The 26,998-nt window shown below is 75.3% G+C and carries 25 protein-coding genes; 13 read left to right on the top strand and 12 right to left on the bottom strand.

The features are described 5' to 3' along the window. Positions 1-207 precede the first annotated feature (207 nt). Positions 208-891: a glycerophosphodiester phosphodiesterase gene (locus QSK45_RS17505; protein WP_285557872.1), complete on the top strand. Its 684-nt coding sequence runs from the start codon at positions 208-210 to the stop codon at positions 889-891. Between the two features lie 43 nt (positions 892-934). Here QSK45_RS17505 and QSK45_RS17500 read toward each other — a convergent pair whose 3' ends face one another. Then, positions 935-1,477, bottom strand: coding sequence for a GNAT family N-acetyltransferase (locus tag QSK45_RS17500; protein WP_285557870.1), 543 nt, complete (start codon positions 1,475-1,477; stop codon positions 935-937). A gap of 72 nt (positions 1,478-1,549) precedes the next feature. On the opposite strand from QSK45_RS17500, the gene QSK45_RS17495 reads away from it, so the two are divergent. Further along, positions 1,550-1,942 (top strand): VOC family protein, encoded by a 393-nt coding sequence (locus QSK45_RS17495; protein WP_285557868.1) that lies wholly within the window; start codon positions 1,550-1,552, stop codon positions 1,940-1,942. A gap of 15 nt (positions 1,943-1,957) precedes the next feature. Here QSK45_RS17495 and QSK45_RS17490 read toward each other — a convergent pair whose 3' ends face one another. Then, positions 1,958-2,509 (bottom strand): MarR family winged helix-turn-helix transcriptional regulator, encoded by a 552-nt coding sequence (locus QSK45_RS17490; RefSeq protein WP_285557866.1) that lies wholly within the window; start codon positions 2,507-2,509, stop codon positions 1,958-1,960. Then, the gene (locus QSK45_RS17485) at positions 2,506-4,170 is read right to left on the bottom strand and encodes an FUSC family protein (RefSeq protein ID WP_285557864.1); all 1,665 of its coding nucleotides are present in this window, start codon (positions 4,168-4,170) and stop codon (positions 2,506-2,508) included. The genes QSK45_RS17490 and QSK45_RS17485 overlap by 4 nt, the downstream gene beginning before the upstream one ends. Positions 4,171-4,367: 197 nt before the next feature. Between QSK45_RS17485 and QSK45_RS17480 the strand changes: the two genes are divergently transcribed. From QSK45_RS17480 to QSK45_RS17465, 4 genes are all read left to right on the top strand, one after another. Beyond that, entirely contained in the window at positions 4,368-4,946 is a 579-nt protein-coding gene (locus tag QSK45_RS17480) for a DUF5134 domain-containing protein (protein ID WP_285557862.1), read from the top strand. Positions 4,947-5,068: 122 nt separating this feature from the next. Further along, positions 5,069-6,004, top strand: a complete 936-nt coding sequence (locus QSK45_RS17475; RefSeq protein WP_285557861.1) for a M56 family metallopeptidase — start codon at positions 5,069-5,071, stop codon at positions 6,002-6,004. Positions 6,005-6,050: 46 nt separating this feature from the next. Next, entirely contained in the window at positions 6,051-6,782 is a 732-nt protein-coding gene (locus QSK45_RS17470) for an HAD family hydrolase (protein ID WP_285557859.1), read from the top strand. 102 nt (positions 6,783-6,884) lie between these two features. Beyond that, positions 6,885-7,550, top strand: coding sequence for a TetR/AcrR family transcriptional regulator (locus QSK45_RS17465; RefSeq protein ID WP_285557858.1), 666 nt, complete (start codon positions 6,885-6,887; stop codon positions 7,548-7,550). 102 nt (positions 7,551-7,652) lie between these two features. Here the strand turns inward: QSK45_RS17465 and QSK45_RS17460 are convergent, their stop codons facing one another. After that, complete coding sequence (locus QSK45_RS17460; RefSeq protein WP_285557856.1) at positions 7,653-7,898, bottom strand: hypothetical protein; 246 nt, start codon at positions 7,896-7,898, stop codon at positions 7,653-7,655. Between the two features lie 265 nt (positions 7,899-8,163). Further along, positions 8,164-8,661 (bottom strand): DUF6214 family protein, encoded by a 498-nt coding sequence (locus QSK45_RS17455; RefSeq protein ID WP_285558282.1) that lies wholly within the window; start codon positions 8,659-8,661, stop codon positions 8,164-8,166. A gap of 194 nt (positions 8,662-8,855) precedes the next feature. Between QSK45_RS17455 and QSK45_RS17450 the strand changes: the two genes are divergently transcribed. Then, a complete protein-coding gene (locus QSK45_RS17450; RefSeq protein WP_285557854.1) occupies positions 8,856-10,187 on the top strand; it encodes an FAD-dependent oxidoreductase in 1,332 nt (443 codons plus the stop codon). Positions 10,188-10,203: 16 nt separating this feature from the next. On the opposite strand, the gene QSK45_RS17445 is transcribed toward QSK45_RS17450, so the two are convergent. After that, positions 10,204-10,560 carry an ArsR/SmtB family transcription factor gene (locus QSK45_RS17445; protein WP_285557853.1) on the bottom strand — a complete coding sequence of 119 codons (357 nt, stop codon included), beginning with the start codon at positions 10,558-10,560 and terminating at the stop codon, positions 10,204-10,206. A 138-nt stretch (positions 10,561-10,698) separates the two neighbouring features. Between QSK45_RS17445 and QSK45_RS17440 the strand changes: the two genes are divergently transcribed. Then, entirely contained in the window at positions 10,699-11,778 is a 1,080-nt protein-coding gene (locus tag QSK45_RS17440) for an NADH:flavin oxidoreductase/NADH oxidase (protein WP_285557852.1), read from the top strand. Between the two features lie 3 nt (positions 11,779-11,781). Here the strand turns inward: QSK45_RS17440 and QSK45_RS17435 are convergent, their stop codons facing one another. From QSK45_RS17435 to QSK45_RS17425, 3 genes are all read right to left on the bottom strand, one after another. Then, complete coding sequence (locus QSK45_RS17435; protein ID WP_285557851.1) at positions 11,782-16,395, bottom strand: cation-translocating P-type ATPase; 4,614 nt, start codon at positions 16,393-16,395, stop codon at positions 11,782-11,784. A gap of 10 nt (positions 16,396-16,405) precedes the next feature. After that, positions 16,406-16,900: a hypothetical protein gene (locus QSK45_RS17430; protein ID WP_285557850.1), complete on the bottom strand. Its 495-nt coding sequence runs from the start codon at positions 16,898-16,900 to the stop codon at positions 16,406-16,408. A 496-nt stretch (positions 16,901-17,396) separates the two neighbouring features. Further along, positions 17,397-18,149 (bottom strand): PaaX family transcriptional regulator C-terminal domain-containing protein, encoded by a 753-nt coding sequence (locus QSK45_RS17425; RefSeq protein ID WP_285557848.1) that lies wholly within the window; start codon positions 18,147-18,149, stop codon positions 17,397-17,399. A 72-nt stretch (positions 18,150-18,221) separates the two neighbouring features. Here QSK45_RS17425 and QSK45_RS17420 point away from each other — a divergent pair, with 72 nt between their 5' ends. After that, positions 18,222-19,901, top strand: a complete 1,680-nt coding sequence (locus tag QSK45_RS17420) for an acyl-CoA dehydrogenase family protein (protein ID WP_285557846.1) — start codon at positions 18,222-18,224, stop codon at positions 19,899-19,901. 139 nt (positions 19,902-20,040) lie between these two features. Here QSK45_RS17420 and QSK45_RS17415 read toward each other — a convergent pair whose 3' ends face one another. Continuing rightward, on the bottom strand, positions 20,041-20,685 hold the full coding sequence (locus QSK45_RS17415; protein ID WP_285557844.1) for a DUF4352 domain-containing protein: 645 nt from the start codon (positions 20,683-20,685) through the stop codon (positions 20,041-20,043). A gap of 148 nt (positions 20,686-20,833) precedes the next feature. Further along, entirely contained in the window at positions 20,834-21,424 is a 591-nt protein-coding gene (locus tag QSK45_RS17410; RefSeq protein ID WP_285557842.1) for an Rv1733c family protein, read from the bottom strand. A 271-nt stretch (positions 21,425-21,695) separates the two neighbouring features. On the opposite strand from QSK45_RS17410, the gene QSK45_RS17405 reads away from it, so the two are divergent. From QSK45_RS17405 to QSK45_RS17390, 4 genes are all read left to right on the top strand, one after another. After that, positions 21,696-22,784 carry a WD40/YVTN/BNR-like repeat-containing protein gene (locus tag QSK45_RS17405; RefSeq protein WP_285557840.1) on the top strand — a complete coding sequence of 363 codons (1,089 nt, stop codon included), beginning with the start codon at positions 21,696-21,698 and terminating at the stop codon, positions 22,782-22,784. A 134-nt stretch (positions 22,785-22,918) separates the two neighbouring features. Then, positions 22,919-23,596 carry a uracil-DNA glycosylase gene (locus QSK45_RS17400; RefSeq protein WP_285557839.1) on the top strand — a complete coding sequence of 226 codons (678 nt, stop codon included), beginning with the start codon at positions 22,919-22,921 and terminating at the stop codon, positions 23,594-23,596. Further along, positions 23,593-24,570: an N-acetylglucosamine kinase gene (locus QSK45_RS17395; RefSeq protein ID WP_285557838.1), complete on the top strand. Its 978-nt coding sequence runs from the start codon at positions 23,593-23,595 to the stop codon at positions 24,568-24,570. Before QSK45_RS17400 ends, QSK45_RS17395 begins: the two co-directional genes overlap by 4 nt. A 77-nt stretch (positions 24,571-24,647) precedes the next feature. After that, a complete protein-coding gene (locus QSK45_RS17390; protein WP_285557836.1) occupies positions 24,648-25,574 on the top strand; it encodes a sirohydrochlorin chelatase in 927 nt (308 codons plus the stop codon). Positions 25,575-25,644: 70 nt separating this feature from the next. Here QSK45_RS17390 and QSK45_RS17385 read toward each other — a convergent pair whose 3' ends face one another. After that, on the bottom strand, positions 25,645-26,676 hold the full coding sequence (locus QSK45_RS17385; protein ID WP_285557835.1) for a lactonase family protein: 1,032 nt from the start codon (positions 26,674-26,676) through the stop codon (positions 25,645-25,647). Between the last annotated feature and the right edge of the window lie 322 nt (positions 26,677-26,998).

Below are 26,998 nucleotides of genomic sequence, written 5' to 3'. Positions count from 1 at the left end.
CTGTCAAGGGCGCGAAGACTCGCCCACGCGTGGGTGATGCCGCGACGGGGCGGCGGCCAGTCACCGCCCGGGGCGCGCCCAGATCGTCCGCGCGCATGCGGGTTCATCCCGGGTCGCGGCCGTTAGGCTGCGACCTGCCCGCACGGACGATGGCGTCCGCCCGTCGCCGCGCGTGCCGAGACGCCGTCGACGGAAGCGAGTCGAACCTTGAACTTCCTTACCATCGGTCACCGCGGGGTCATGGGTGTCGAGCCCGAGAACACCCTTCGTTCCTTCGTGGCCGCGCAGCGGGCCGGCCTCGACCTGATCGAACTGGATCTCCATCTGAGCAAGGACGGCGCCCTGGTCGTCATGCACGACGCCGAGGTGGACCGCACGACCGACGGCTCCGGGCCGATCGCCGAGAAGACCCTCTCCGAGCTGCGCGCGCTCGACGCCGGGCGCGGCGAGCGGGTACCGGTGTTCGAGGAGGTCCTGGACGCGGTGGGGACGCCGCTCCAGGCCGAGATCAAGGACGTGGCGGCGGCGCGGGAGCTGGCCCGGGTGATGCTGGAGCGGGATCTGGTCGGGCGGGTGGAGGTCTCCTCGTTCCACGACGAGGCGGTCGCCGAGATCGCGCGGCTGGTGCCCGGGGTGCGCACCGCGCTGATCGCCGGGCGCTACGGCCCCGAGGTGGTCGGGCGCGCGGTCGCGGTGGGCGCGCCGACCCTGTGTCTGGACATCCGCCGGATCACCCTGGAGACCGTCGAACACGCGCGCGCGGCCGGGTTGCGGATCATCGGCTGGACGGTCAACACGCAGGAACATCTGCGGCTGGTCCGCGCGCTCGAACTCGACGGGGCGACCACGGACTTCCCGGAGATCAAGCGCACGGGCCGGTTCACGGCGTAGGCGGCGCGGGGCCCCGGCCGGACGGGGTGGGGGCCCCGCGGGTTCAGCCGAGCTTCTTGACCAGCAGCTCGAACTCCAGGTCGGGGCGCTGCGGGATGCCGAAGCGCTCGTCGCCGTACGGGAACGGGGACATCCGTCCCGTACGGCGGTAGCCGCGGCGCTTGTACCAGGCGATCAGGTCTTCCCGTACGGAGATCACGGTCATGTGCATCTCGCCGACGCCCCATGCCCCGCGGCACTGGCGCTCGGCCTCCGCGATGACGGTCTTGCCGAGGCCCTCGCCCTGGAGGGTGGGGTTGACCGCGAACATGCCGAAGTAGGCGTGGTCGCCGCGGTGTTCGAGCTGGCAGCAGGCGACGATACGGCCGTCGCGCTCGACGGTGAGCAGACGGCTGTCCGGCGACTTGATCACCTGGAGGACGCCCTCGGGGTCGGTGCGCCTGCCCTCCAGGATGTCCGCCTCCGTGGTCCACCCGGCCCGGCTGGCGTCCCCGCGGTACGCCGACTCGATCAGCACGACCAGCTCGTCGACGTCGGCGTCGGTGGCGTCTCGGAAGGTGAGGCCGGGGGCGGCGGCGCTGTGCATGGGGGCGGTTCTCCGATCTCGGGCGTGGCTGAGCCAGGTTCGAGGGTAACTGTGCCACTAGGATCCGCCTGTATGGTGCACGTACTCAGCAGTCGGACACTTCTGCGGCCCACCGATCCCGAGCGGTCCCGCGCGTTCTACGGCGAGCGGCTCGGCCTGCCCGTGTACCGCGAGTTCGGCACGGGACCGGAGCGCGGGACGGTGTACTTCCTGGGCGGGGGGTTCCTGGAGGTCTCCGGCCGGGGGTCGGCCCCGCCGTCGCCGTCCGTGGCGCTGTGGATGCAGGTCGAGGACGTGCGGGCGGCACACGAGGAGTTGCGGGGGAAGGGCGTCGAGATCACCCGTCCACCGGTCCGGGAGCCCTGGGGTCTGATCGAGATGTGGCTCGCCGATCCGGACGGCACGCGCATCGTCCTCGTGGAGGTCCCGGCGGACCATCCGCTGCGACACCGTCCGGGCGTGTAGGACCCCGTGCCGTGCTCAGCCCCCGGTCCGCAGCGCTCCCATGCGGCCCTCCAGGCGGGTGAGCAGTTCGGCCAGCAGAGCGGCGAGGTCGTCCCTGCCTTCGGGGGCCAGCACCGAGAGGACGGCGGTCTCGTAGGAGAGCTGTTCGGGCAGGACGCCGTCGACCAGGGCGCGGCCGGCGTCGGTGAGGCGGACGTGGGCGACGCGGCGGTCGCGGGTGTCGCCCCGCCTCTCGACGAGCCCGCGCTCGGTCAGCTGCTTGATCCGCTTGGTGACGGCAGCGCCGGAGGAGAACGTCTCCCGGGCCAGTTCCCCCGGCGTCAGCTCGTGCCCGGTGCGGCGCAGCGCGCCGAGGAGGTCGAACTCGGGGCGGCTGAGGCCGGCCCGGCGCAACGGCGCGTCCTCGGCCTGCTGGAGCAGCGCCGCGCACCGGTTGATCCTCCCGATGACCTCCATCGGCCCGGTGTCCAGTTCGGGATGGACGGCACGCCACTGCCGTACGACCGCCGCGACCGTGTCGGCCGTCGGCGCCTCGCGCCGCGATGGTGTGCCGTTCGTCGCCGTCATGGCCGTATGTCCTCCGTCGTCGTGCCCGGGTCGTGCCGCCGCGGCGCGAGCCCCTGGCGTCGTACCGTCGCCGCGAGCGTACGGTGTCCGGACTGTTCGGCGAGCACGACCCGGTCGTGGGGCAGGGCGCGCTGCCACCACTCGCCGGCCGCGGCGTCGGCCGTGGCGCGCAGGTCGACCAGGGCGGAGGCGAGTCCGCGGCGGGCCCCGTCCAGCGCGCGCGGGTCGGGGCGCGCCTCGGCGAGCAGCCGGGCGGCGCCCTCGCGGGCGCGTTCCACCTCGGTCAGCGCCTGTTCCAGGCGGTCGCCGGCGCGCCGGTTGGTGACGGCGACGGCCGCGACGAAGCCGACGATCGCGCCGAGCAGGGTGTCCGCGATCCGGTCGGTCATCAGTTCGGCGGAGTCCTGGACGTGGGCGAACTCGGTGATGAGCAGGGCCATCGGGGTGACGCAGATGCTGCCGAGCCAGTAGTTGCGGCCGATCAGCGCCTCGGCGCCGAAGTTCAGGGCGGCGCAGCACAGCACCAGGGCCAACGCGTTCGCGTGGGCGAGCGGGGCGAGGGCGGCGAAGGCGAGGACGCCGACGAGGTTGCCGACGACGCGCTGGACGCCCCGGCGCCAGGTGAGGGTGACGTTGGCCTGGTAGAGGGAGGCCGCGGTGACCAGGGCCCAGTAGGGGCGGCCGACACCGAGGGCGAGGGACGCGTACCCGGCGAGGGCGCAGCCGATCGCGGTGCGGGCGGCGATGGGGGCGAGCGGCGCGAGGCGGCGGCGCAGCGACGGGCGCGGCAGGGCCAGTTCGGTGTCCACGCCGAGGAGTTCGTCGGCGTACTCGCCGGGGATGTCCAGGCTCAGGGTGCGGCGGAGGCCGCGCAGTTGGCGGGCCCAGGCGCGCAGCCGTGCCGGGTCGGTGTCGGCGGGCGCGGCGAGGGCGACCTCGGCGCGCACGAGGAGCCGTTCCAGGGCGCGCCGGGTGGCGTCGGGGCGGTCGCCGACGGCGAGCAGCGACTGCCAGGCGGCGTGGACGGCCGCGGCGCCGGCGGCGCGGGCACCGGCGTGCCCCTCGCCGGTGCCGCGGGTTTCGGCGTAGGCGGCGGTGGCGTTCAGGGCCTGCGCGGTGGCGCGGCGCTCGGGGCCGTGCGGGCGGACCAGTCCGGGGGCCATGCCGACCAGCCAGGACCAGGCGCCGGCCGCGAGGGCGAGGGCGAGGTGGCCCGGCACCTCGCCGAGGGTCTGCGGGGCGAACAGGGAGGCGGAGCTGATGAAGGTGAAGATCACGTTCCCGGGCGGCCCGACCCGGGTGGCGTCGCACACGGCCTTCTGCGCCGCCGCCAGCACGGCGCCGACGGTCACGAGGATGACGGCGTCGGAGGTGAGCGAGGCCGTGACCAGGGCGGCGGCGACGCCGGCGACCATGCCGAGCACCACCCAGACCAGGGCCCGTGCCCGCGCGGCGTAGGGCCGGTTGTGGCCGTAGAGCGCGCACAGCGACCCGGCCATCGTGTACACGGCCAGATCGAGGCGGCCGAGCGCCAGCAGGGTCAGGTTGGGCGGGGCGACCGCGGCTACCACGCTCAGCGCGGGCTTGAACCAGATGTCCGAGGGCCGGCCGAGACGGAGGGTGCCGGCCAGGGGAAGGCGGTGTGGGGGCGCGCTGCTCATCCCTCAAATTTAGCATGTGTTTTATAAGTAAAACATAGGGCGGGCGACTGCCCTGCCACGCACCCGCCCGCACGCCGCCCCCCGTTCACCCACCGTGCCCCCGTCAGCGCTCCCCGTGTACACCCTTGCGCTCGTATGCGCCCCGCCCGGTCCGGGCATCGCAATCCTCGACCGACCGTCGAGCGGGGGAGGTACCCGTGCACGGACCCGTGTCGGCCGCCTGGTTGCTGGTCGCGCTGTGCGCGGCGACCGGGGCCTACTGCCTGCTGCGGCTGCGCAGCGCCGTCGAGGAGCAGCGCCGCTCCGCGGGTGACGAGGCGCTGATGGGCTTCGGGATGGCCGCGATGGCCGTACCGGCGGCCGCGTTCACCCCGCCGGGCTGGGCCTGGCCGCTGTACGCCGCCGTGTTCGGCCTGGCCGCGCTGCGCGCGCTGTGGGCCGTCCGCCGCGACCGGCACCATCTGCACCACGTGGTGGGCGCCGCGGCGATGGTCTACATGGCGGCGGCGATGGCCACGGCCCCGCCCGCCGCTCATCACATGGAGGGCATGCCGATGAACGGCGTGCACGCTGGCACCGGGGTCCCCCTGGTGACCGGCGCCCTGCTCCTCTACTTCACGGGCTACGTCCTGCTGTCCGGCGCCCGCCTGGTCCCGGCCGCCGTCGCCGTCGGCGGCACGGCCCCGCCCGCGTGCCGGGGCGACCGCCCGGAACTGGCCCGCGCGTGCCGGCTGTCGATGGCGATCGGGATGGTCGCGATGCTCCTGACGATGTGACGGCGCCGCGCGGCAACGCCGTACAGGACTGCGACGGGACGGCGTCCGGCGCGCGTTGCCTGCGTCACTTCGGCGCGACGGACCGTACCGCCGGGCGGCTCCGCGCTCATAGGGTGCTGCCCATGATGGTCCCCGTGGCCCTTTTACTGCTCGGCGTCCTCACCGCCGTCCTCGGCCCGCGACTGCTCGCCCGCGCCGACTGGCCGGACCGGGAACCGGTCGTCGCGCTGTGGGCGTGGCAGTGCGTCGTGGCGGCCGTACTGCTGTGCTGTGCGCTGTCGATGACGCTCAGCGCCGCCGCGGCCTGGGCGCCGGTGCGCGGACACGTCTTCGCGCGGGCGCCGCGCGCGGTCGTGGACGCGTACGCCCTCGGCACCGCGAGCCCCTGGGCGGCGGCCACGGCCGTGCTGCTGGCCTGCGCCGGCCTGTGGAGCGCGGCCATGCTGGTGCGGGAGGTCGTACGATCCCGGGCCCAGCGACGTACGCAGCAGGCCGAACTCCTCGTGCGCGCACCGCTGTTGCCGGGTGAGGAGCCGAGCAAAGGCCGGCTGGTGGTGCTGGAGGGCGAACGCCCCGACGCCTGGTGGCTGGCCGGTACGACACCCCGACTGGTGGTCACCACGGCCGCGTTGCGACGTCTGAAGGGACGACAGCTGGACGCGCTGCTGGCGCACGAGTGGGGGCACGCGCAGGCGCGGCACGACTGGCTGCTGCACTGCTCGGCCGCGCTCGCGGACGGGTTTCCCCAGGTGCCGGTGTTCGCCGCGTTCCGGGACGAGATGCACCGGCTGGTGGAGCTGGCCGCCGACGACATGGCCTCGCGGCGCTTCGGCCGGCTGACGACCGCGCTCGCGCTGGTCGAACTCAACGAGGAACGAGGCGTGTTCGGGCCCAGCCCGACCCCCCAGGCGCATGTGCCGCAGCGGGTGCACCGGCTGCTCGGCCCGCCCGACCGCCTCCCGGCGCTGCACCGGCTGCGCCTCACCGCGGTCGCCGCGCTGGTGCCGGCGCTTCCGGTGCTGCTGACCCTGGTGCCGGGACTGCGGGCGCTGGGCTGATCGCGCCTCGACTCGCGCGCGCGTGACCGCGAATAGAGTCCGTCGCATGGCTGCCGTGCTGTTCGACTTCTCCGGGACGCTCTTCCGCGTCGAGTCCACCGAGTCCTGGCTGCGTGCGGTGCTGGACGAGGCCGGGCGGGACCTGCCCGAGCCGGAACTCAGGGAAACGGCAAGGGCGTTGGAGGCGGTCGGCGCGCTGCCGGGCGGCGCGGCGCCACTGCGGGTGCCGGAGGAGGCGGCGGGGCTGTGGGCGCGCCGGGACGAAAGCGCGGAGCTGCACCGGGCGGCGTACACGGGGATGTCCCGGCGGGTGCCCCTGCCCGATCCGGATCTGCACGAGGCGCTGTACGCACGGCACATGTCCCCCGCCGCCTGGACCCCCTACCCGGACGCGCCGAAGGTGCTGCGCACCCTGCGCGAGCGCGGTGTCGGTGTGGCGGTGGTGAGCAACATCGGCTGGGATCTGCGCCCGGTCTTCCGTGCGCACGGGCTCGACGCGTTCGTGGACGCCTACGTGCTGTCGTACGAGCACGGGGTGCAGAAGCCGGACGCGCGGCTGTTCTCGACCGCCTGCGCGGCGCTCGGCACCGATCCCCGGGATGCGCTCATGGTCGGCGACAGCAGGGAGGCGGACGGGGGTGCGGCGGCGCTCGGCTGCCGGGTGCACTTCGTGGACCACCTGCCGGTGGACGACCGCCCCGACGCGCTGCTCCCCGTCCTCGGCCTGGTCCGACCCGCCCCGCGGCGCCGACCGGACGTACACCGTCCGCCGGGGTGATCCCCCGCGTCACCCCGGCGGACGGCAGCTCGGATCGGGAACCCGTGGGTTCCGGCGCGTTGAGTATAGTTGGCTGGCAGCCAGTCAACGCAGGAGTCCAGCATGTCCCCGCGCAGCGCCTCGGTCAATGAAGAGTTGCGAAGGCGTTCCCGGGAACGGCTGCTTCAGGCGGCCGTGGAGCTGGTGGACGAGCGCGGCTTCGAGGCCACGACGCTCGGCGACATCGCGGACCGCGCCGGGTCCGCCCGCGGCCTGGTGTCGTACTACTTCCCCGGCAAACGCCAGCTGGTGCAGTCCGCCGTGCACCGGCTGATGCACCGCACGCTGGAGGAGGCGCTGGAGCGGGAGCCGCGCACCGAGGACGGCCGGGAGCGGCTGGCCCGCGCCATCGACGCGATCCTCGGGCTCGCGCGCGACCGGCCCGTGCTGATGCGCCAGCACATGGCGGGGCTGCTCCAGGCCGAGGGCTTCGTGGAGTGCCCGGAGCAACGGCGGCTGTCGGAACTGCTCGGCGACACCGTGGCCCGGTACGGCTCCGCGGACGTGACCGCCGACTATCCGATGCTGCGGGCCGTGCTGATGGGCGCGGTGTACGCGGCCCTGGTCCCGGGCGTACCGATGCCCGTCCCGGCCCTGCGCGCCGAGCTGTTCCAGCGGTACGGACTCGACCGGGACCTCGGGTTTCCCCCCGAACGGGCCGGTGCCGGGACCCCGGAGCGCGATCTGTCACGGTTCTTCGCGCCCGGAGCGAGACCGGAACGGGGCTAGCGGGTCCGGGGCCGGCGCGGGGGCGGTCCGCGTTCCGGCGGGTCCTGTCCGGCGGGTCTGCCCGGTCGGAGCCTCCTGCTCCTTTCGGACCGTCGGCGCGTCTCACTCCGGCCACGGTCTGTTCCGGACGAGCTGGACGAAGTCCTTTCGGCGGAACGCGGCGTCGAAGGGCGCCAGGACGTCGTCGTTCATGGTCCCGAAGGTGGGGCCGGGGCGGCCGGGCATGCCGTCGTGGGAGGCCCTCGGGACGCGGTTCTCGAAGTCGGGGCCCGGGTGCGCGGCCACCACCTCGGCCCGCCGCTGCCCGGTGACCTCCGTGAGGGCGAGACCGAGGACATCGGTCTCCACGCCGAGGATCACCACGGCGACCCACGGCGACCTCGGGTGACATCCGGAGCGGCACCTCCGGGGTGGTGTGCAGGGCGATGGCCGGCCCTGCCTCGCGGGCCTCCCGCTCGCGGCCGTCGTGGTCCAGCAGGAAGGCAGGGGCGGCCTCGGCGCCGTCGAACTCGAAGCCGTCAGTCCTCGCGGGCGCAGGACGGGCCGGCGCGTGCCGTCGAGAGCCGCCGAGGCCCCGGGAGGACCGCGGGGGACCCGGAGAGGACCAGCGGACCTACCGTCGAGCGTGCCGTGGTGTGAGCAGACCCGCGTCCCGGGCCCGCGCGATCAGGCCGAGGGAGCGGCGGCGGCCATGGCCGGTCGCGCGCATCACGGCGAGCACCGGGTCGGCGCCCGCCTCCTGCGCGGCGCGGTACTCCCGGGCGAGCAGCAGCCGCCCCTCGGCCCCACGCGGCCAGGCCGGGCGGGCCCGCCGCCGGGTCACGGGCACCGGCCCGTCGTAGGAGGCCGCCGGGGCCTCCGCGCGGCCCGCGGCCCGCTCCCCCGTCCAGAACGCCTCCAGCAGCGGCTCCTCGATCCAGTCCGCGAGCACCGTGAGGTCCTCCAGCGAAAGGGCGGGGCGGGCCCTGACGTCCTCGACGCAGACGCTGCCCCCGTCGCTCACGACGGCCAGGGCGTCCACCCCGGCGCCGTCGGGGAAGTCCAGCCGTACGTGCAGCCAGGCCAGGGTGCCGCCGTGCTCGCGCACCTCCCACGCGGGCCACACGGACACCGCGCCGTCCTCGGCGTTCCGCTCGGAAAGATCAAGAAAGGATGCCTCGAGCACCTGCGCAACGTATCCGCACGCCCACCCTCCATCCGGTGGGACACGCGCCCGCGTCACCCCTGCGGGCGCTGCCCCCGTGGGCCCGTCGGTGGGATCCTGGAGCCGTCCGCGCACTCTCCTTCCGCGTCAGGAGTACCGCCGTGCTGAGAGTCGCCGTCGTCGGATCCGGACCGAGCGGGTGCTACACCGCGCAGCACCTCGTCCAGCAGGACCCCGAGGTGCGCGTGGACGTGCTGGACCGGCTGCCGTGCCCGTACGGACTCGTCCGGTACGGCGTCGCCCCGGACCACGAGAAGATCAAGTCCCTTCAGGCCGGCCTGTGCACGGTGCTGGAGCACGAGCGGGTGCGGTTCCTCGGCGGGGTGCGGGTGGGCGGGCCCGGCGGGGTGCCGGTGAAGGTGCTCCGGGGGCTGTACCACGCGGTGGTGTACTGCGTGGGCGCCGCCACCGACCGCCGGCTCGGCATTCCCGGCGAGGACCTGCCGGGCTGCTGGTCGGCGACCGAGTTCGTGTCCTGGTACAGCGCGCACCCGGACGCGGCCGACGCGGGCTATGTGCGCGGCGTGCGCTCGGCGGTGGTCATCGGCGCGGGCAATGTGGCGGTGGACGTCACCCGGATGCTGATGCGCGGCGCGGCCGAGCTGCGGCCGACGGACATGCCGCAGGCGGCGCTGGAGGCGCTGACGGCGAGCGGGGTCGAGGAGGTGCGCATGGTGGCGCGGCGCGGCCCGGCGCAGGCCCGCTTCACCACCAAGGAGCTGCGCGAACTGGGCACCCTGCCCGGCACCCGGGTCGCCGTGGAGCCGGGTGACCTGGCGCTCGACCCGGCCGATCCCGAGACGCTGCCCGCGGCCCGGCGACGCAACCTGGACGTGCTGCGCGGCTGGGCGGGGCGGCCCGCCGGGTCCGGCCGGGACATCCGACTGCGGTTCTTCCTGCGCCCGGTGGAGCTGCTGGCGGACGGCGGCCGGGTCGGCGCGGTCCGATTCGAGCGCACGGCGCCGGACGGGCACGGCGGGGTGACGGGCACGGGGCGGTACGAGGAGATGCCCGCGCAGCTGGTGCTGCGCTCGGTGGGTTATCGCGGAGTCCCGCTGGAGGGGCTGCCGTTCGACGAGGCGAGCGGCACCGTGCCGCATGCGGCGGGGCGGGTGGTGCGCGACGGCGCGGCCTCGTCCGGGGAGTACGTCGCCGGGTGGATCAAGCGGGGCCCGTCGGGCGTGATCGGCACCAACCGGCCCTGCGCCAAGGAGACGGTGGCCTCCCTGCTCGCGGACGCCCCCGAGCTGGCGCGCGCCGACGTGCCCGGGGACGCCGTCCCCGCGCTGCTGGCGGCCGGGACGGAGCCAGTCGCCTGGGACGGCTGGCTGGCGATCGAGCGCGCGGAGGCCGAGCTGGGCGCGCGACTGGGCCGCGGCGTGGTCAAGCTGGCCGACTGGGAGAGCCTGCTGGCGGTGGCGCGGTCGGCGTAGCCCGGGGACCGCGCGGTCAGGCCTCCTCGCCCAGCCGGGCGTGCTGGCCCGCGGCGGCGGCGAGGAGGGCGTCGAGCAGGCCCGGGAAGAGTTCGTCCAGGTCGTCCCGGCGCAGGCCGCTCATCTTGGCCGTGCCCCGGTAGGTCTGCCGGATGACCCCGCTCTCGCGCAGCACCCGGAAGTGGTGCGTGGTGGTGGACTTGGTCACCGGCAGGTCGAAGCGCGAACAGGACAACTCGTCGGCCGCCGTGGACAGTTCGCGGACGATCCGCAGCCGCACGGGGTCGGACAGCGCGTGCAGCACGGTCTCCAGGCGGATCTCCTCCCGATCGGGGTGCGGCAGGACACGGCCGGGGGCGACGGTCTCGGCCATGACGGCCCACCTTCCTCACGGGAGTAGCGGAGTGCTCACGTGCCTGCATTGTACGAGAGGCATCGTAGTTTGACATCCCTCGTACTACGAGGCTTATCGTACGAGCAGACTTTCGGTCCGTGACGAATGGAGTCCGTCGTGAGCGTGCTGTTCGAGCCCCTCACCCTGCGCGAGGTGACCATCCCCAACCGGGTGTGGATGCCCCCGATGTGCCAGTACTCGGCCGAGCCGGAGGGGCCGCTCACCGGCGCCCCGAACGACTGGCACTTCGCGCACTACGGGGCGCGGGCCACCGGCGGCACCGGTCTGATCGTGGTCGAGGCCACCGCGGTCTCGCCGGAGGGCCGCATCTCCCCCTACGACCTCGGCCTGTGGAACGACACCCAGGTGGAGGCCTTCCGCCGGATCACCCGCTTCCTCGCCGCCCAGGGCACGGTGCCGGCGGTGCAGCTCGCGCACAGCGGCCGCAAGGGCTCGACCGAGCGGCCCTGGAAGGGCGGCGCACCGGTCGGCCCGGAGGGCCACGGCTGGCAGCCGCTCGCCCCGAGCCCGCTGCCCTTCGCGGCAGGCCACCCGGTTCCCGCCGAGCTGACGGTGGATCAGATCAAGGAGATCGTCGGCCGGTTCGCCGCCGCGGCCCGCCGGGCGCTCGACGCCGGCTTCGAGGTCGTGGAGATCCACGGTGCCCACGGCTACCTCGTCAACGAGTTCCTCTCGCCGCACTCCAACCACCGCACCGACGCCTACGGCGGCTCGTACGAGAACCGCGTCCGCCTCGCGCTGGAGATCGTGGACGCCGTACGGGAGGTGTGGCCCGAGGACAAGCCGCTGTTCTTCCGCGTCTCGGCCACCGACTGGCTGGAGGAGGGCGGGTGGACCGCGGACGACACGGTGCGTCTCGCGCGTGACCTGCGCGCCCACGGCGTCGACCTCCTCGACGTCTCCACCGGCGGCAACGCCTCCGCCGTGAGCATTCCGGTCGAGCCCGGCTACCAGGTCCCGTTCGCCGCGCGGGTCAGGGCCGAGGCCGGGCTGCCGGTCGCCGCCGTCGGGCTGATCACCGAGGCCGAGCAGGCCCGGAAGATCGTGTCGAACGGCGAGGCCGACGCCGTCCTGCTCGGCCGCGAGCTGCTGCGCAGCCCGTCCTGGGCCCGGCACGCCGCCCGCGAGCTGGGCGGCGACGTGCGGGTGCCTGACCAGTACCTGCGGTCGGTGTGAGCCTCAGTCCGGCAGCAGCCGTACCACCGTCTCCTCCAGGCGGGGCAGCGCCCGCTGACCCGCCAGGGCGAGGCCGATGGCGGCGACCACGCCGGCCCAGGCGAACGGGCCGAGCGGGGTGCAGCCGAAGGCGCGGCTGAGCACCGGGATCTGGACGACGGCGACGAGCACCGCGGCCGAGCCCAGCGAGGTGATCTGCACCAGCCGGCTGTCGCGCCGGTCGAGGAGGGTCTGCACCAGCTGGGTGCCGACCACCCCGCACAGCGCCATGGTGCTGGAGCGGCGGGCGGTGCCCGGGGTGAAGCGGCCGATCAGCCAGGCGGTGAGCGCGCCGAGGCAGGTGGTCAGCGCCCGGTGCCTGATCTGCCGCAGCAGCGGGTCGCCCAGCACCCCGGCGGCCTCCTCGACGTGGGCGAGGTCCGCCTCGCCCTCCTTCTCCGTCACGGCGACCGCCATCGACGGGAACAGGTCGGTGAACAGGTTCACCATCAGCATCTGCCGGGTGGACAGCGGCGCGCGGCCGGACAGCAGGGTGCCGATGAGGCCGAAGCCGACCTCGCCCGCGTTGCCGCCGATCAGGATGGCGATGGCGTCGGCCACGCTGTGCCACAGGGCGCGGCCCTCGCCGATCGCGTCGATCAGGACCGTGAGGTCGTCGTCGGTGAGCACGATGTCTGCGGCGTTGCGCGCGGCGGCCGACCCGCGGGCGCTGATGCCGACGCCGATGTCGGCGGCGCGGATGGCCGCGGCGTCGTTGGCTCCGTCGCCGACCATGCCGACCACCCGGCCCGCGTCCCGCAGCGCCTCCACGACCTGGAGCTTCTGCTCGGGCGCCACCCGGGCCACCACGCCCGCGTCGCGCAGCATCCGGGCCCGCGCCGCCCGGTCCGCGGCGGCCAGTTCGTCGCCGGTGACCACCACGGTCCCCTCCGGCCAGCCCAGTTCCGCGGCGATGGCCCGCGCGGTCTGCGGATGGTCGCCGGTGAGCACGACGGGTCGTACGCCCGCCTCGTGCAGCCCCTTCACCAGTGCCGTGGAGGTGTCGCGGGGCACGTCGGACAGCGCCAGCACGCCGGTGAACTCCAGCTCCTGGAGCGGTTGTTCGAGGACGTCGGCCGCGTCCTCCCCGTCGCCGAGCCGCCGTTCGGCCACCGCCAGGACGCGCAGTCCCGAACCGGCCAGCTCCTGGGCCGCGTTGGCGGCGCCCGTCGGGAGGCCGGCGCAGGCGGGCAGCACGGTCTCGGGAGCGCCCTTGACCACGAGGACACGGGGGCCGTCGCCGGCCCGTCCGACGGCGGCCGCGTAGCCGCGTGCGGCCTCGAAGGGCAGCCCGGCGAGCTGGGTCCACTCGGGATCGGGACCGGCCGCGTCCAGGACGGCCTCGTCGGTGGCGTGCACCGGCCGCTCGGAGCCGCCGTTGGTGCGGGGGCAGGCCCGCGCGGCGGACCGCACGGTGTCCGCCGACCCGGCGTCGGCCACCGCGCGTACGGTGCCCTCGGCGTCGGAGACCCGCACCAGGCGCAACCGGTTCTCGGTGAGGGTGCCGGTCTTGTCGAAGCAGATGGTGTCCATCCGGCCGAGCGCCTCCAGGGTGCGCGGGGTGCGCACCAGGACGCCGTCGCGGCTGAGCCGGCGGGCCGCCGCCAGCTGGGCGACGGTGGCCACCAGGGGCAGCCCCTCGGGGACGGCGGCCACCGCGACCGCGACGCCACCGCTGACCGCCTCACGGATCGGGGTGCCCCGGAGCAGCGCGAGACCGGTCACGGCGGCGCCGCCCGCCAGGGTCAACGGCAGTGCCTTGCGGGTGAGTTCCTGAAGCCGGGCCTGGACGCCGGCCGCCGGGGGCGTCCGCGCGGCGAGATGCACGGCGCGGGCGGCCTCGGTGTGCTCGCCGATGTCGACCACGACGGCACGGGCCTCTCCCGCCACCACGGTCGTCCCCTCGAAGACCATGCAGCTGCGGTCGGCGACCGGGGCGTGCGGGGTGGGGTCGGTGTCCTTCTCCACCGGCAGGGACTCGCCCGTCAGCGCGGACTCGTCCACCTCCAGGCCCTCCTGCCACAGCAGCCGCGCGTCGGCGGGCACCACGTCGTCGCCCTTGAGCTGGATCACGTCGCCGGGCGTGAGCTTGCCCGCCTCCACGGTGCGGGTGCCGCCGGAAGGGGCCTCCGCCTTCGGGGGCACCACGCGTGCCTTGCGCTTCTGGTCCGCGACCAGACCGGACAGCGCCCGTTCGGCGCGCAACCGCTGGACCCCGCCGACCAGGGCGTTCAGATCGAGGGCACCGACGACGAGCAGGGCGTCCACCGCGGAGCCGAGGATCGCGGAGGCCGCCGAGCCGACGGCGAGGACGGGGGTGAGCGGGTCGTGGAGTTCGCCGCGGACGGCCTGTCCCAGCTCGTAGGACCAGCGGACGGGGGCGAGGAGCGGATGCCGGGAGACCCCCACGGCCGCCCTGCGCAGCCCGGTGGTCAGCGCGGCCGACGGGCCCGGTTCGGCGCCGGGTCGGTGTTCGAGGCGGTCGCGGGCCTGCTCCGGGTCCAGCTCGTGCCAGTGCACGCGGGGCCGGGGGTGCGGGGCACGGGCCAACGCCACTCCCAGCGCGGAACGCATCCCGGACAGCAGGGCCATGGCGGCCCCCGCGTCGACGGGCGCGTGCCGCAGCCCCGGCAGCATCGCGAGCCGCCCCCGGCCGCCCTTGGACTCGCCGACGGCCACCAGCAGCCCCGACAGTGCCGCACCGGACCTGGCCAGCGTCTGGGCCCGCCCACCGACCGCACGGGCGGCCGGAATCGCGGTCAGCAGCCGCCACACGTCCCGCAGCCCGTGCAGGGCCAGCATGTCCGCGCCCCACACCACCGCGCCGTCCCGGTCGGTGAGGGCGACGGCGACATCGCTGCCGCGCAGGGCGGCCAGCACGTCCGTCTCCTCGGCCGAGCGCACCCGGGCGACGGTCAGCACGGCGTGCGTCTCGCCCCGGGCCTCGTAGACCACGTCGTCCAGCGGCCGGCGGGCGTCCACCACTTGGTCGGCCAGGCCGGTGAAGTCCTCCAGGGCGGGATCGTCCACCAGCACCACCCGCAGCCCGGCCCGGCGGGCCGCGTCCAGCACGGGCTCGGCCCACGGGTCCGCCTCGCCGTCCGCGCCGCGCAGCGCTCCGGCGTGCAGCACGACGGTCCCGGCCATCTCCAGCTGGCGCAGCCGCTCCGGGGCGCGCACCAGCACCCCGGTGCGCGACAGGGCGGCGCTGAGCACGGCGTGGAAGGCGGCGGGGCCGTAACGGGCGGCCTTGGGCGAACCGGCGAGCACCGCCTCGGCCGCCTCGGCGCCGTCGTGCTTGACCAGCAGCGTGGCCGCGGCGCCCAGCACGCTGCCCGCGGAGGCGTGGGAGGCGTACTGCTGCGCGGGCGTCTCCCGCAACGGCGGACGCGGCTCGCCGCCGGGCGCGAGGCTGACGCGGCCGGGGGCGCACAGCTCGTCGTGCACCGCGTCGAACGCGGCCGCGCGGGCCACCGTCTCGGCGACCTGGCACACGCGCAGGGTGCCGTCCAGCAGCAGGGAGGCGGGGGTCTGCCCGGCCCCGTGCACGGCGGCGTTGGCCGTGGCCAGCACCAGGTCCATCCGGTCGTGCCCCAGGCGGGCGCGCAGCCAGGCCCGGAAACGCGGGTTCTCCCGCAGCAGCGTCGTGACCGCGGTCACCAGCCGGGGCGAGGGCGGCAACCGCAGCGCGTACCCGGCGACCGCGACGGCGGTACCCAGCGCGTCCACCGCGAGCGTGGCCACCGCGGTACGCACCCCCGCGGGGTCGGCCGGGTGGGTGTTCTCCTCCACGTCGTCCGGGCCCAGCTCCAGCCCGTGCCGCGCGGCGAGCCGCGCGGCGTGCGCGACGACCTCGTCGGTGGCCTCCTCCTCGGTCGCCGCCACGACCAGCCGGGAAAGGCCCTCGTCCCAGTAGGCGAAGAGCACGTCGGGGCGTTCGGCGAGGGTGGCGGCGATGCGGCGGGCCAGGTGGACGGTGGGGTGGGGACGGCCGGCGCCGGCGGGATGGCCGAGCGGGGGCTCGGTGAGGGGAGGGGGCTCGGGCGTCGGACGCGTGGTGCCGGCGGGGTGGCCGGGGATCACCTCGCGACCGGGGCCGGCGGGGGGTCCGGGGGGCGGGTGGGCCGTGCCGGACGGGGGCTCGGGGGCCGGACGCGCGCCGCGGTCCGAGGGCGTGGTCCCCGCCGGGCTCTCGGGGGCAGGATGCTCCGTGCCGGCCGCGGGGGCGCGGGGCGGGGTGCCGGCCGCGGGCTCCGGCGTCGGGGGCTCGGCGGGCGCCGGGGGCTCGGGCCCGGATGCCGGGGCCTCCGTGCCGGCCTCGGGCCCCGGGGCCATGGGGCGCAGGGCGAGGTGGGCGCGGGTGCCCGAGCGCCAGTGGCCGCCGGTGCCGGGGAGGGTGTTGCGGGCGACGCGGGCGACCCGTGCGGCGGCGTCCACGCCGCGCACACCGGCGCGTGCCGTTCCCGCGGCCGCGCCGGCGGCCACTCCGACGGCGGGCGCGGCGGCACGCGCGAGCAGACGTGGTGCCGCGGGCAGCAGCCGGAGGGTGGCCCGCGGCACGGTGAGCAGACCTGGCAAGGGGCCCTCCTCAGCGGGTGGTGCGGTCGGGACGCGCGGTGGGGCCGAGGGGGCCGGTCGCCGTCTTCGGGGTGGTGTCCTCGGAGTCGTCGGCGCGGGTGCGGGCGGGTCGGTGCCCGTGTCCTGGTTCGCCGTGGTGCCGATGGGGTTCCTGCTGGGGCCCGTGCGTGGGTGTGTCCACGTGGGACCGGAGCGCGGCGGTGCCGAGATCGTGCGGGAGTCCGGCGCCCGCCGGCCGGTCCTTCGGGCCGGGCCGCGGCTGGGTGAGCCAGGCCACCGCCGCGCCGGTGAGGGCCACGGGCCACTCCACGACGCCTGTCGCGCCGAGCACCCCCGCTCCGGCGTACACCGCGATGCGGCGTCCGCGGGGCGATACGGCGCCGACCTTGTCCAGGGTCTCCTCCGCGGCGCGGCCCACCGCCGTGGCGCCCGGCACCTTGCGCAGCACCGAGGCGGCACCGCGCAGGGGCGCCGTGAGGGCCGACGACGCGTTCTGCTGAGTCATGACTCTCCTCGGGTGAGTTCGTCCTCCACTGCCCCACCGAGTGCCCGCGACCGGCCCGCTCACCCTCCCGTCTCCCAGGGAACGCCCTGTACGGCGCGGGCGCCACCCGCCGAGGGCGGCACGGGGCACGCCGGAGCGCGGGGACGACGAGTCGGCACACCCGGCACACGCCGCGGAGCGCGGCCGGCGGTGTAGCGACGCGGCGGGGGCGGAACCCCGGTGGCCCGAGAAGGCGAGCCGCTTCGAGATCGCCGCGGCAGCCGGGCCCGCACCTCATCGGCCGGGGGTACCACCCGTCGTACCGGCCTGCCGCGCACCGCATCCTCCCGGGCACCGCACGCGGGGGCGGACAGCCACGACCGCCCGGCAGGCGCGCCTCACCGGTGGCGCCCACCCTCCCCCAGCGCCTCGGACCCTCGGGCCTGGCCCACCCGGGTCCTCCGCGCCCGCCTCGGCCCGCCTCACCCGGCCGGGCCCCACCGTCGGCAACGCCCCCTCAGCCCTCCCGCCATCCCGCCGACGCGGCCACCTCCCGCTGATACCCGGCGTACGCCGTGCGCAGAGCGGGGCCCGGCCAGTCGGCGGGGAGGAGTGGGGGCGGGAGGACGGGGTCGCCGAGGAGGTGGCGGACGATCGCCGCGAAGGCGGTGAAGCGGACGGCGGGGTCCGGCGCGCCGGTCGCGTGGGTGAGGAGGGCGCGGGCGGTTCCGGCCCAGGCGTCCAGGGGCCAGAGGCGGGCGACGAGGTCGTGCGCCGGCTCGTCGGGACGGGCGGTGTACGTCGCCGCCACCTGGCTCAGCCCGTCCGGCAGGGCCCGGTCGAGGTTGGCCGGGCGCAGCCACACGCCCTCGCGCAGCTCGGCGAGGCGCAGGGCGGTCAGCCGGGCACGCAGCTCGGCGCGCTCGGCGGCGCCGCGCCCCGTCGCGGTGACGACCACCATCTCCCAGTCCCCGTGCCACGCGCGGGTACGGGGGTGGACCGCGTCGTCCTGGCGGCGCTGCCTGGCCAGCAGCCGCTCGCTGAGCCCGTAGACCGCGTCCGTGCGCCACAGGTCACCGGCGGCCACCATCCGGCTCAGCGCGGCCCGCAGCGTGGAGCCGCCGACCCCGAAGGGCTCGACCAGCCGTACGAGGTCCTTCACCGGCAGCTCGGGCGGATGCACGGCGAGCAGCATGCTCAGCACGACCGACCGCGCGGACAGGGGCCGCAGGGCGGCCGCCTCGGGCCCCGCCGACACGTTCATGCGCATGGGCACGTACTTTACGTCCGCCGCCATGTTGCACTATTGCTACAGCCGCAGAGAAAGTGCAACATGGCGCGTATGACCTCGACCCAGACAGAGACGCACTCGCCCCTCGCCCTGCCCGACCAGGTCGCGACGCACGACGTCACCAACCAGCCGCCGCCCCTCGCCCCCTACGACTCCTCCGCCGACGCCGCCCTCCTGGAGGGTCTGCGCCGGGAGGGCGCGGGGTGGGCCGAGGACGAGATCCGCCGCCTGGGCGTCCGCGCCGGCAGCGCGGAGGCCCAGGAGTGGGGCGAGCAGGCGAACCGGTACGAGCCGGTGCTGCGCACCCACGACCGCTACGGCAACCGTGTCGACGAGGTGGACTTCCACCCCAGTTGGCACCATCTGATGCGGACGGCGGTCGAGGCGGGCCTCGCCGGTTCGCCCTGGGCGGACGAACGGCCCGGCGCCCATGTGGCCCGTACCGCGGGCGGGTTGGTGTGGGGGCACACCGAGGCCGGGCACGGCTGCCCGACGTCGATGACGTACGCCGCCGTACCCGCGCTGCGCGCGCAGCCCGAACTGGCCAAGGTCTACGAGCCGTTGCTCACCAGCCGGGAGTACGAGCACGGGTTGCGGGTGCCCACCGAGAAGGCCGGGTTGATCGCCGGGATGGGCATGACCGAGAAGCAGGGCGGCTCGGACGTGCGGACGAACACCACCACGGCCACGCCCACCGGCGAGCCGGGCGTGTACACGCTGCGCGGGCACAAGTGGTTCACGTCGGCGCCCATGTCCGACGTCTTCCTGGTCCTGGCGCAGGCCCCCGGCGGGCTGTCCTGCTTCCTGGTGCCGCGGGTGCTGCCCGACGGCAGCCGCAACACCTTCCGCATCCAGCGCCTGAAGGACAAGCTGGGCAACCGGTCCAACGCCTCCTCCGAGCCGGAGTTCGACCGGACCGTGGCGTGGCTGGTGGGACCCGAGGGACGGGGCGTGAAGACCATCATCGAGATGGTCAACTGCACGCGCCTGGACTGCGTGATGTCCACGGCGACGCTGATGCGCAAGACGCTGGTCGAGGCCGGCCACCACGCCCGTCACCGCGGCGCGTTCGGCGCCCGGCTGCTCGAACAGCCGCTGATGCGCAACGTGCTGGCGGACCTCGCGCTGGAGTCGGAGGCGGCGACCACGCTCACCATGCGGCTGGCCGGCGCCGCGGACCGCGCGGTGCGCGGGGACGCCGGGGAGCGCGCCTTCCGGCGGATCGCCACCGCCGTCGGCAAGTACTGGGTCACCAAGCGGGGTCCCGCGTTCACCGCCGAGGCCCTGGAGTGCCTGGGCGGCAACGGGTACGTGGAGGACTCCGGCATGCCCCGGCACTACCGGGAGGCCCCGCTGCTGTCCATCTGGGAGGGGTCGGGCAACGTCAACGCGCTGGACGTGCTGCGCGCCCTCGGACGTGAACCGGGCAGCGCCGACGCCCTGTTCGGCGAACTCGCGCTCGCCCGGGGTGCGGACGCCCGCCTGGACGCCGCCGTGACCGCCCTCAGGACCGAACTGCCCGAGGCCGATCAGCTCAGCGCCCGCCGCCTGGTCGAGCGCATGGCCCTCGCCCTCCAGGCCTCCCTCCTGGTCCGGCACGCCCCCCACCCGGTAGCGGACGCCTTCTGCGCCACCCGCCTGGCGGGCGACTGGGGCCACTCCTTCGGCACGCTGCCCCGGGGGACCGACCTGGACGCGATCCTGGACCGGGCACTGCCCGACCACGGCTGACCGAACCCACCCGCGGGGGTGCCGGGGCGGGCGGCGAGATGGCGCCCGCCCCGCGCCGGGAACCTCGCCCCGGCGAGCCGCGGCATCCCGGCGGGTCCGCCGAGCGCCCGGCCGACGACGAACTACCGGCGCGCCGACCTCACTTGACGTCCACCCGAATCGGATCGCCGAACAGGTCCTCGGTGAACGTCACGTACTTGGGCGTGAACCTCCCCTTGCCGGTCACCGTGCCCGAGATGTTCTCGCCCGGCGACAGATCCACGGTCTCGATCTGCTTCTCGTCGACACCCAGTTCGTCCGTGTGCTTGGTGCCGCCGGTGTCCGTGACGGTGAAGTAGAGCGGGTTGACGCTGACCTTCTTGCCGCTGTTGTTGCGGATGGTGACGGACACGCTGGTGTAGGCGTCGCCCTCGGCGAGGATGCTCTTGGTGAAGGAGGTCCTCTTCGCGGTGATCTCCACGGGCGCGTGCTCACCCGCGGGCTCGGACTTGCCCGGTTCCGACGACGACGTGGCGCTCGGCGCGGCGCTCCTGCCGGGGTCGGCCTTGTCGATCTCCCTCTTTCCGCCGCCACCCGCCACGGCCGCGATGACGCCGATCACGACGACGAGCGCGACGATGCCGAGGCAGCCGAAGCCGAGGATCTTCCCGGTGCTCGACTTCTTCGGCGGCAGCGGGGGCGGCGGCGGGGGTGGCGGCGGAGCACCCCAGCCCTGCTGAGGCGCGCCCCATACCGGCTGCGGCGGGACGTCTCCGCCGGGCTGCTGCGGGTACTGCTGACTCATGTGTCCCCCTGAGGCTCTTCTGTGAATGGCACGTGTGTGACCGGTGAAGATCCCATGAAGTTGCGTCACCCGCGGGAACGTGACCAGTTCGTGACCGACCGTGGAACACAACCCAGGGGGAGTCGACGCGTCGACCGTCTGCCGCCGGTCAGACCATGCGCCCCCACTGCGGGCCCAGCCGGGCCCACTCCGCGTCCCAGGCGCTCATGCGGCGGCGCTCCAGCCGGGCGCGCAGCAGCAGCCCGCCGGCGAAGGGGACGATCGCGGCGCCGAGTCCCGCCAGGGCGCCGACGAGCGCGGCCCGGAAGGCCGCCTGGCCGGACGTGACGGGGCTGCCGACGAGGTGACCCCGGGAATCGGTCCACACCGCGACCCTGGCGCCGGCCTCGCCGCCGGGCACCACCCGGACCCGTCCGGTGTGCACGGAACCGTCGGCCACCGTCCAGCGCACCTCGGCCCAGACCCGCCCGCCGTCGGATATGTGCCGGCGCTCGGGGGACACGTCCGGGACCTCGGCGACGACATGCGCGACGACCGGATGCCAGTCGGCACGCTCGCGGGCCAGTCCGTGGGCCACCGACCGGGCCGCCGTGAGTCCGGCGAGCACCCCGGCCAGCAGGGTCAGCAGCCAGACGCCGAGCACCACCCACCCCTCCACCACGTCCGCCCGGCGCTTGAGCGGATTGCGCCGCCACCGCCAGAACCACACCTTCGGACTTCGGAACGCCGTCAAGGGCATCCTCCTCGCGACCGCGCCGACCGGCCGGACCGCCCTCCGTGCGGGAGGGATCGTTCCGCTGCTCATGACAAGCAGTCCCCCGACGTTCGCACGGGAGGGCCGCCTCGCGCAGGCGCATCGGGGAACGCGACCGGCGACTCCCCGCCGAAGACCCGCGACACCCGATCCGAGCTGGTGCGACGGCCGCTCCAGGGGAGACTGTCGGTGGCGGGGTGCAGACTGGCCGGTATCTGACGGCTACCCGGGCAAAGGCGCCCCGGAGGTGATCGGCATGACCGAGGTACTGCTGGCGGTGGGCACCCGTAAGGGCCTGTTCATCGGACGGCGGCGGGGACATGGCCCGTGGGAGTTCGACGAGAACCCGTACTTCAACGCGCAGGCGGTGTATTCGGTCGCCGTCGACACCCGGGCACCGCGGCCCCGGCTGCTCGCGGGCGGCGACAGCGCCCACTGGGGGCCGTCGGTGTTCCACTCCGACGACCTCGGCCGCACCTGGACGGAACCGCCCCGGCCGGCCGTCAGGTTCCCCAAGGACACCGGCGCTTCCCTGGAGCGCGTGTGGCAGCTGCACCCGGCCGCCGCCGAGCCCGACGTGGTGTACGCGGGCACGCAACCGGCCGCGCTGTACCGCTCGGTGGACCGCGGCGAGAGCTTCGAGCTGGTGCGCCCGCTGTGGGAGCACCCCACCCGTTCCCGCTGGGTGCCGGGCGGCGGCGGTGAGGGGCTGCACACGGTGCTCACGGACGCGCGCGACAAGGCGGCGCTGACGGTGGCCGTCTCCACGGCCGGCGTGTTCCGCAGCGCCGACGGCGGGGCGAGCTGGAAGCCGTCCAACTCCGGGGTGTCCGCGGTGTTCCTGCCGGACCCGAACCCGGAGTTCGGCCAGTGCGTGCACAAGGTCGCCCGGGACGCGGTCGCGCCGGACCGGCTGTACCTGCAGAACCACTGGGGGGTGTACCGGAGCGACGACGCGGGCGCGCACTGGAGCGACATCGGCGCGGACCTGCCGTCCACCTTCGGCTTCGCGGTCGCCGCCCACCCGCACCGCGGGGACACGGCGTACGTCTTCCCGATCAACGCGGACAGCGACCGGGTACCCGCCGACCGCCGCTGCCGCGTCTTCCGCACGGCCGACGCGGGCAGGTCCTGGGAGCCGCTGTCCCGGGGCCTGCCGGCCGGGGACCACTACGGCACGGTGCTGCGGGACGCCCTGTGCACGGACGACGCCGACCCTGCGGGCGTGTACTTCGGCAACCGCAACGGAGAGGTGTTCGCCTCGGCCGACGACGGCGACAGCTGGCAGCAGGTGGCGGCGCACCTGCCGGACGTGCTGTGCGTGCGCGCCGCGGTGGTCGGCTGAGGAACGAGACGGAGGGGCGGGGGCGCGGTGACACCGGGAGAAGGGGGTTCCGGTGGGCCGGGGGCGAGGGGCGTGCGGCCGGGATCCGGCCATCGGTTGATCATCGACCGCCGTACGGCAGTAGGGTGACGCCCGTGGCACCACGACCCTTGCATGAAATCGTCGAACCGGGCTGGGCGAAGGCCCTGGAGCCCGTGGCCGGCAGGATCGCCCAGATGGGCGACTTCCTGCGCGCGGAGATCGCCGCGGGACGCACCTACCTCCCGGCCGGGAGCAACGTCCTGCGGGCCTTCCAGCAACCCTTCGACGAGGTAAGGGTCCTGATCGTCGGTCAGGACCCCTATCCCACCCCGGGACACGCGGTGGGCCTGTCGTTCTCGGTCGCCCCCGAGGTGCGGCCGCTGCCGCCGAGCCTGATCAACATCTACCGCGAGCTGGGCAACGACCTGGGGCTGCCCCAGCCGTCCAACGGTGACCTCACCCCCTGGACCCAGCAGGGGGTCCTGCTGCTCAACAGGGCGCTGACCACCGCGCCGCGCAGTCCGGGCGCCCATCGCGGCAAGGGCTGGGAAGAGGTCACCGAGCAGGCGATCCGGGCGCTGGCGGCGCGCGGCAAGCCGCTGGTGTCGATCCTGTGGGGCCGGGACGCCCGCAATCTGCGCCCGCTGCTGGGGAGCCTGCCGGCGGTGGAGTCCTCGCACCCCTCGCCGATGTCGGCCGACCGCGGGTTCTTCGGCTCGCGTCCCTTCAGCCGGGCCAACGATCTGCTGATCCAGCAGGGCGGACAGCCCGTGGACTGGCGTCTGCCGTGACCGTCGCCGGGTACCTCGCCGTGGACTCGGGCGGTTCCGGCCTCCGGGTCGCCGTCGGCGTGCCGGGCCGGGCACCCGTCGCGCAGCGGGAGACCCGGGAGCCGGTCCGCACCGGCGCGCGGGGCATCGACCCGGCCCACTTGACGGCTCAGCTCGTCCCGCTGGCGAGGGAGTTGGCGGCCGAGGCGGGGCTGGGCGAGCTGGCCGCGGCCGTCGTCGGCGCCGCCGGGTTCGCCTCCCTGGGCGACGCCCTGCGGGCCGAACTGCCGGACGCGCTCGCCCGGGAACTGGGCGTACGACGGGTCGCGCTCGCCGCCGACGCCGTCACCGCGTATGCCGGCGCCCTCGGTTCGCGACCGGGCGCGGTGCTCGCGGCGGGCACCGGGCTGATCGCGATCGGCACCGATCTCACCGGGTGGCGGCGGGCCGACGGCTGGGGGCACCTGCTGGGCGACTGCGGCGGCGGCGCGTGGATCGGCCGGGCGGGCCTGGAGGCGGCACTGCGCGCCCACGACGGCCGCGAGGGCGGCTCGTCCGCGCTGCTGAACCGCGCGGAGGAACAGTTCGGGCCGGTGCGCGAGCTGCCCGGCCGGCTCTATCCACGGACCGACCGGGCCGCCGTACTGGCCTCGTTCGCGCCCCGGGTCGCCGGATGTGCCGCACATGACCCGATCTCGGCGGGCATCCTGCGATCGGCGGCGCGGCACATGGCCGATTCCGCCGCGGCCGTGTGCCCGGCGGAAGGGGAACCCGAAGTGGCGCTCACCGGTGGCCTGTCCAGGATGGGCGACCCCCTGCTCGTACCGCTGGCCGAGGAGTTGGCGCGTCGGCTGCCGCATGCCCGGCGGGTGCCGCCCGAGGGCGACCCGTTGCACGGCGCGGTGCGGATCGCGGCCGAGTTGGCGGACGGACGGCTCACGCTGCCGGGTGAACCGACGATGCTTCACATCGTCGACGCCCCTCGTACGCGATAAGACAAAACCGGACGGATACCACTCACCCGCACCCTCCCCGAACAGGAGCATCCGGGAAACCAGTAACATGCGGCGCCATGAGCTCCTCCACTGGACCCGAGTCCGGCCTGCCAGTACGAATGCCGCGACCCCGCCAGCCCGGACGGCACCGCCGGCCCGAACCGCTGGTGGCTCCCGAGGGCGCGCCCGCGCTCGTCCTCGCGGTGCCCGGTGTGCCCAGCGTCGCCACGCGCGGCCTCGCCGAGGAGGTCGTGAGCATCGCCCGTTCCGAGCTGCCCGGCCTGGACGCCAGGATCGGCTACCTGGACGGCGACGACGCCGAGTTCCCCTCGCTGCGCTCGGTGCTGGCGCACGCCGCCGAGGAGCGCACGGCCCGCTATGAGCAGGCCGTCGCCGCCGGGGTCGAGGGCGTGCGGGAGCCCGACGGCCCGGTCGCCGTGGTCGTCCCGCTGCTGGCCGGTCCGGACAGCGCGCTGCTGCGCCAGGTCCGGCAGTCGTTGAACGACAGCCGCGTCCCCGCCGAGCTGACCGACGTCCTCGGCCCGCACCCGTTGCTCGCCGAGGCGCTGCACGTCCGGCTGTCGGAGGCGGGTCTCGCCCGCGCCGACCGTGCCCGGCTGTTCACCGTGGCCACGGCCGCCGACGGCATCATCCTGGCCTCCGTGGGCGGCGAGGAGGCCGTGCAGGCGGCCGGGATCACCGGCATGCTGCTCGCGGCCCGCCTGGCCGTGCCGGTGATGGCGGCGGCGCTGGACCAGGAGGGTTCCATCGCCTCCGTCGCGGAGCAGCTGCGTTCCTCCGGCTCGCAGCAGCTGGCCCTCGCGCCGTACCTGGTCGGCCCCGAGATCGACGCGGCACTGCTCGCGGCCGCCGCCGAGGAGGCCGGCTGCGCCGTGGCCGAGCCGCTGGGCGCCTACCCGGCGATCGGCAAGCTGGCCCTCGCCAAGTACACGACGGCCCTCGGCATCGCGCCGCAGCAGGCGCAGGGCACCCCGGTCCGCTGACCCAAGCCCGACGAACGGAACAGGGCCCGCTCCCCTCGGGGGGCGGGCCCTTCGTCGCGCCGAGGCGGGTTCACCCGAAGACGACGCAGGAGGCGGCGGCGACCTGCACCGAGCCGTCGTAGCACGGCGTTCCCGACGCCTCGTCCACGGCGAACCAGCTGATGTCGCCGGAGCGCTCGTTGGCCACGTAGAGGTAGCCGTCCCGCTCGGCCAGGGCGCGGGGCCAGTGGCCGCCGCACGGCACGGTGCCGAGGGGCCGCAGGCCGTCCGCCTCGACGGCGAGCACCGACAGGACGTCCTCCCCCCGGGTCGCCGCCCAGACGAAGCGGCCGTCGGGGGCGGCCACGATCCCCGAGGGATAGGCGTCACCGGCCGGGGCGCCCGGCAGCAGGGGAACCTCGGTGAGCGGCTTCAGGGAGCCGGCGGACGCGTCCCAGCGGCACACGGTGACCGTGGGGGTGAGTTCGTTGACGACGTAGGCGCGTTCCCCGTCAGGGTGGAAGGCCAGGTGACGGGGCCCCGAGCCGGGCCGCAGCGCGCACTCGCGGTGCAGCGCCGGGGCGCCGGCCTCCAGGGTGCACACCCGCACCGAGTCGGTGCCGAGGTCGACGCTCACCGCCCAGCGGCCGCTCGGGTCCGGCTGCACCTGGTGGGCGTGCGGGCCGCGCTGCCGGCGGTCGTGCGGGCCGGAGCCGGTGTGCTGGAGCCGACCGGACGGTTTCGCGGCGAGGGTGCCGTCCGGGCGCAGCGGTACGGCGGTGACGCTGCCGCAGCCGTAGTTGGCGGTGAGCACGTGCCCGGCGTACAGGCTCAGGTGGGTGGGCCCGCTGCCGTCCACCGGCACGGGCGGTCCGGCGAGTTCCGGGCGGCCGCCGTCGACCCGGTAGGCGGCGACGGCGCCCTCGGCGGTCTCGCTCACCGCGTACAGCATGCCGCCGTCCGGGGAGAGGGCCAGGTAGGAGGGGTCCGGTACGTCGTTGACGGCCGCCACGAGGCTGAGCGCGCCGCCCTGTGCCGCGACCTCCGCCGTCACCAGCCCCGGCCCGCCCGCCGCCGTGAACGAACCGATGAACGCCCGCCGCCTGCCGCCACCCTGCGCCACCGCTGTCCCCTCTCGCTTGACCCCGTCAGGGCCCGACCGTAGCAGGCGACCGGCTCCGGTCTAGACCAAGAGGACGGCGTGGGGCGGGAGTTCTTCACCCCGCTTGCGGTATCCGCCGGGCGCGGACCGGCCGGGTGGCCTGGCAGCCGACGGCAGCTCAGGTCCCCGGGGGCACGGGAACCGGGAACCGGGAACCACGCGACCAGCGCCACGAACCCGCGTCCGCGACTCCCCCGCCGGCCCCCCGAAAGTCCGCGTACTCTCCCGTCAGCCCCTCCCCCGAACCTCCGCGTACTCTCCCGTCAGCCCCTCCCCCGAACCT

It is taken from the genome of Streptomyces hygroscopicus subsp. hygroscopicus (assembly GCF_030269125.1).
In the GTDB taxonomy this organism is placed as follows: Bacteria; Actinomycetota; Actinomycetes; order Streptomycetales; family Streptomycetaceae; genus Streptomyces; species Streptomyces hygroscopicus_C.
The sequence above is the reverse complement of the archived record's forward strand: the minus strand, read 5'-3'. Positions and strand labels throughout refer to the sequence as shown.

What these genes read in the sequence shown, in the direction of transcription:
- QSK45_RS17465 (WP_285557858.1), top strand. Translation starts at nt 6,885, where the DNA reads ATGTCCCCGCGCAGCGCCTCGGTCAATGAAGAGTTGCGAAGGCGTTCC.
- QSK45_RS17500 (WP_285557870.1), bottom strand. Translation starts at nt 1,477, where the DNA reads ATGCACAGCGCCGCCGCCCCCGGCCTCACCTTCCGAGACGCCACCGAC.
- QSK45_RS17405 (WP_285557840.1), top strand. Translation starts at nt 21,696, where the DNA reads ATGACCGAGGTACTGCTGGCGGTGGGCACCCGTAAGGGCCTGTTCATC.
- QSK45_RS17420 (WP_285557846.1), top strand. Translation starts at nt 18,222, where the DNA reads ATGACCTCGACCCAGACAGAGACGCACTCGCCCCTCGCCCTGCCCGAC.
- QSK45_RS17495 (WP_285557868.1), top strand. Translation starts at nt 1,550, where the DNA reads ATGGTGCACGTACTCAGCAGTCGGACACTTCTGCGGCCCACCGATCCC.
- QSK45_RS17470 (WP_285557859.1), top strand. Translation starts at nt 6,051, where the DNA reads ATGGCTGCCGTGCTGTTCGACTTCTCCGGGACGCTCTTCCGCGTCGAG.
- QSK45_RS17430 (WP_285557850.1), bottom strand. Translation starts at nt 16,900, where the DNA reads ATGACTCAGCAGAACGCGTCGTCGGCCCTCACGGCGCCCCTGCGCGGT.
- QSK45_RS17475 (WP_285557861.1), top strand. Translation starts at nt 5,069, where the DNA reads ATGATGGTCCCCGTGGCCCTTTTACTGCTCGGCGTCCTCACCGCCGTC.
- QSK45_RS17415 (WP_285557844.1), bottom strand. Translation starts at nt 20,685, where the DNA reads ATGAGTCAGCAGTACCCGCAGCAGCCCGGCGGAGACGTCCCGCCGCAG.
- QSK45_RS17390 (WP_285557836.1), top strand. Translation starts at nt 24,648, where the DNA reads ATGAGCTCCTCCACTGGACCCGAGTCCGGCCTGCCAGTACGAATGCCG.
- QSK45_RS17490 (WP_285557866.1), bottom strand. Translation starts at nt 2,509, where the DNA reads ATGACGGCGACGAACGGCACACCATCGCGGCGCGAGGCGCCGACGGCC.
- QSK45_RS17485 (WP_285557864.1), bottom strand. Translation starts at nt 4,170, where the DNA reads ATGAGCAGCGCGCCCCCACACCGCCTTCCCCTGGCCGGCACCCTCCGT.
- QSK45_RS17445 (WP_285557853.1), bottom strand. Translation starts at nt 10,560, where the DNA reads ATGGCCGAGACCGTCGCCCCCGGCCGTGTCCTGCCGCACCCCGATCGG.
- QSK45_RS17410 (WP_285557842.1), bottom strand. Translation starts at nt 21,424, where the DNA reads ATGCCCTTGACGGCGTTCCGAAGTCCGAAGGTGTGGTTCTGGCGGTGG.
- QSK45_RS17425 (WP_285557848.1), bottom strand. Translation starts at nt 18,149, where the DNA reads ATGCGCATGAACGTGTCGGCGGGGCCCGAGGCGGCCGCCCTGCGGCCC.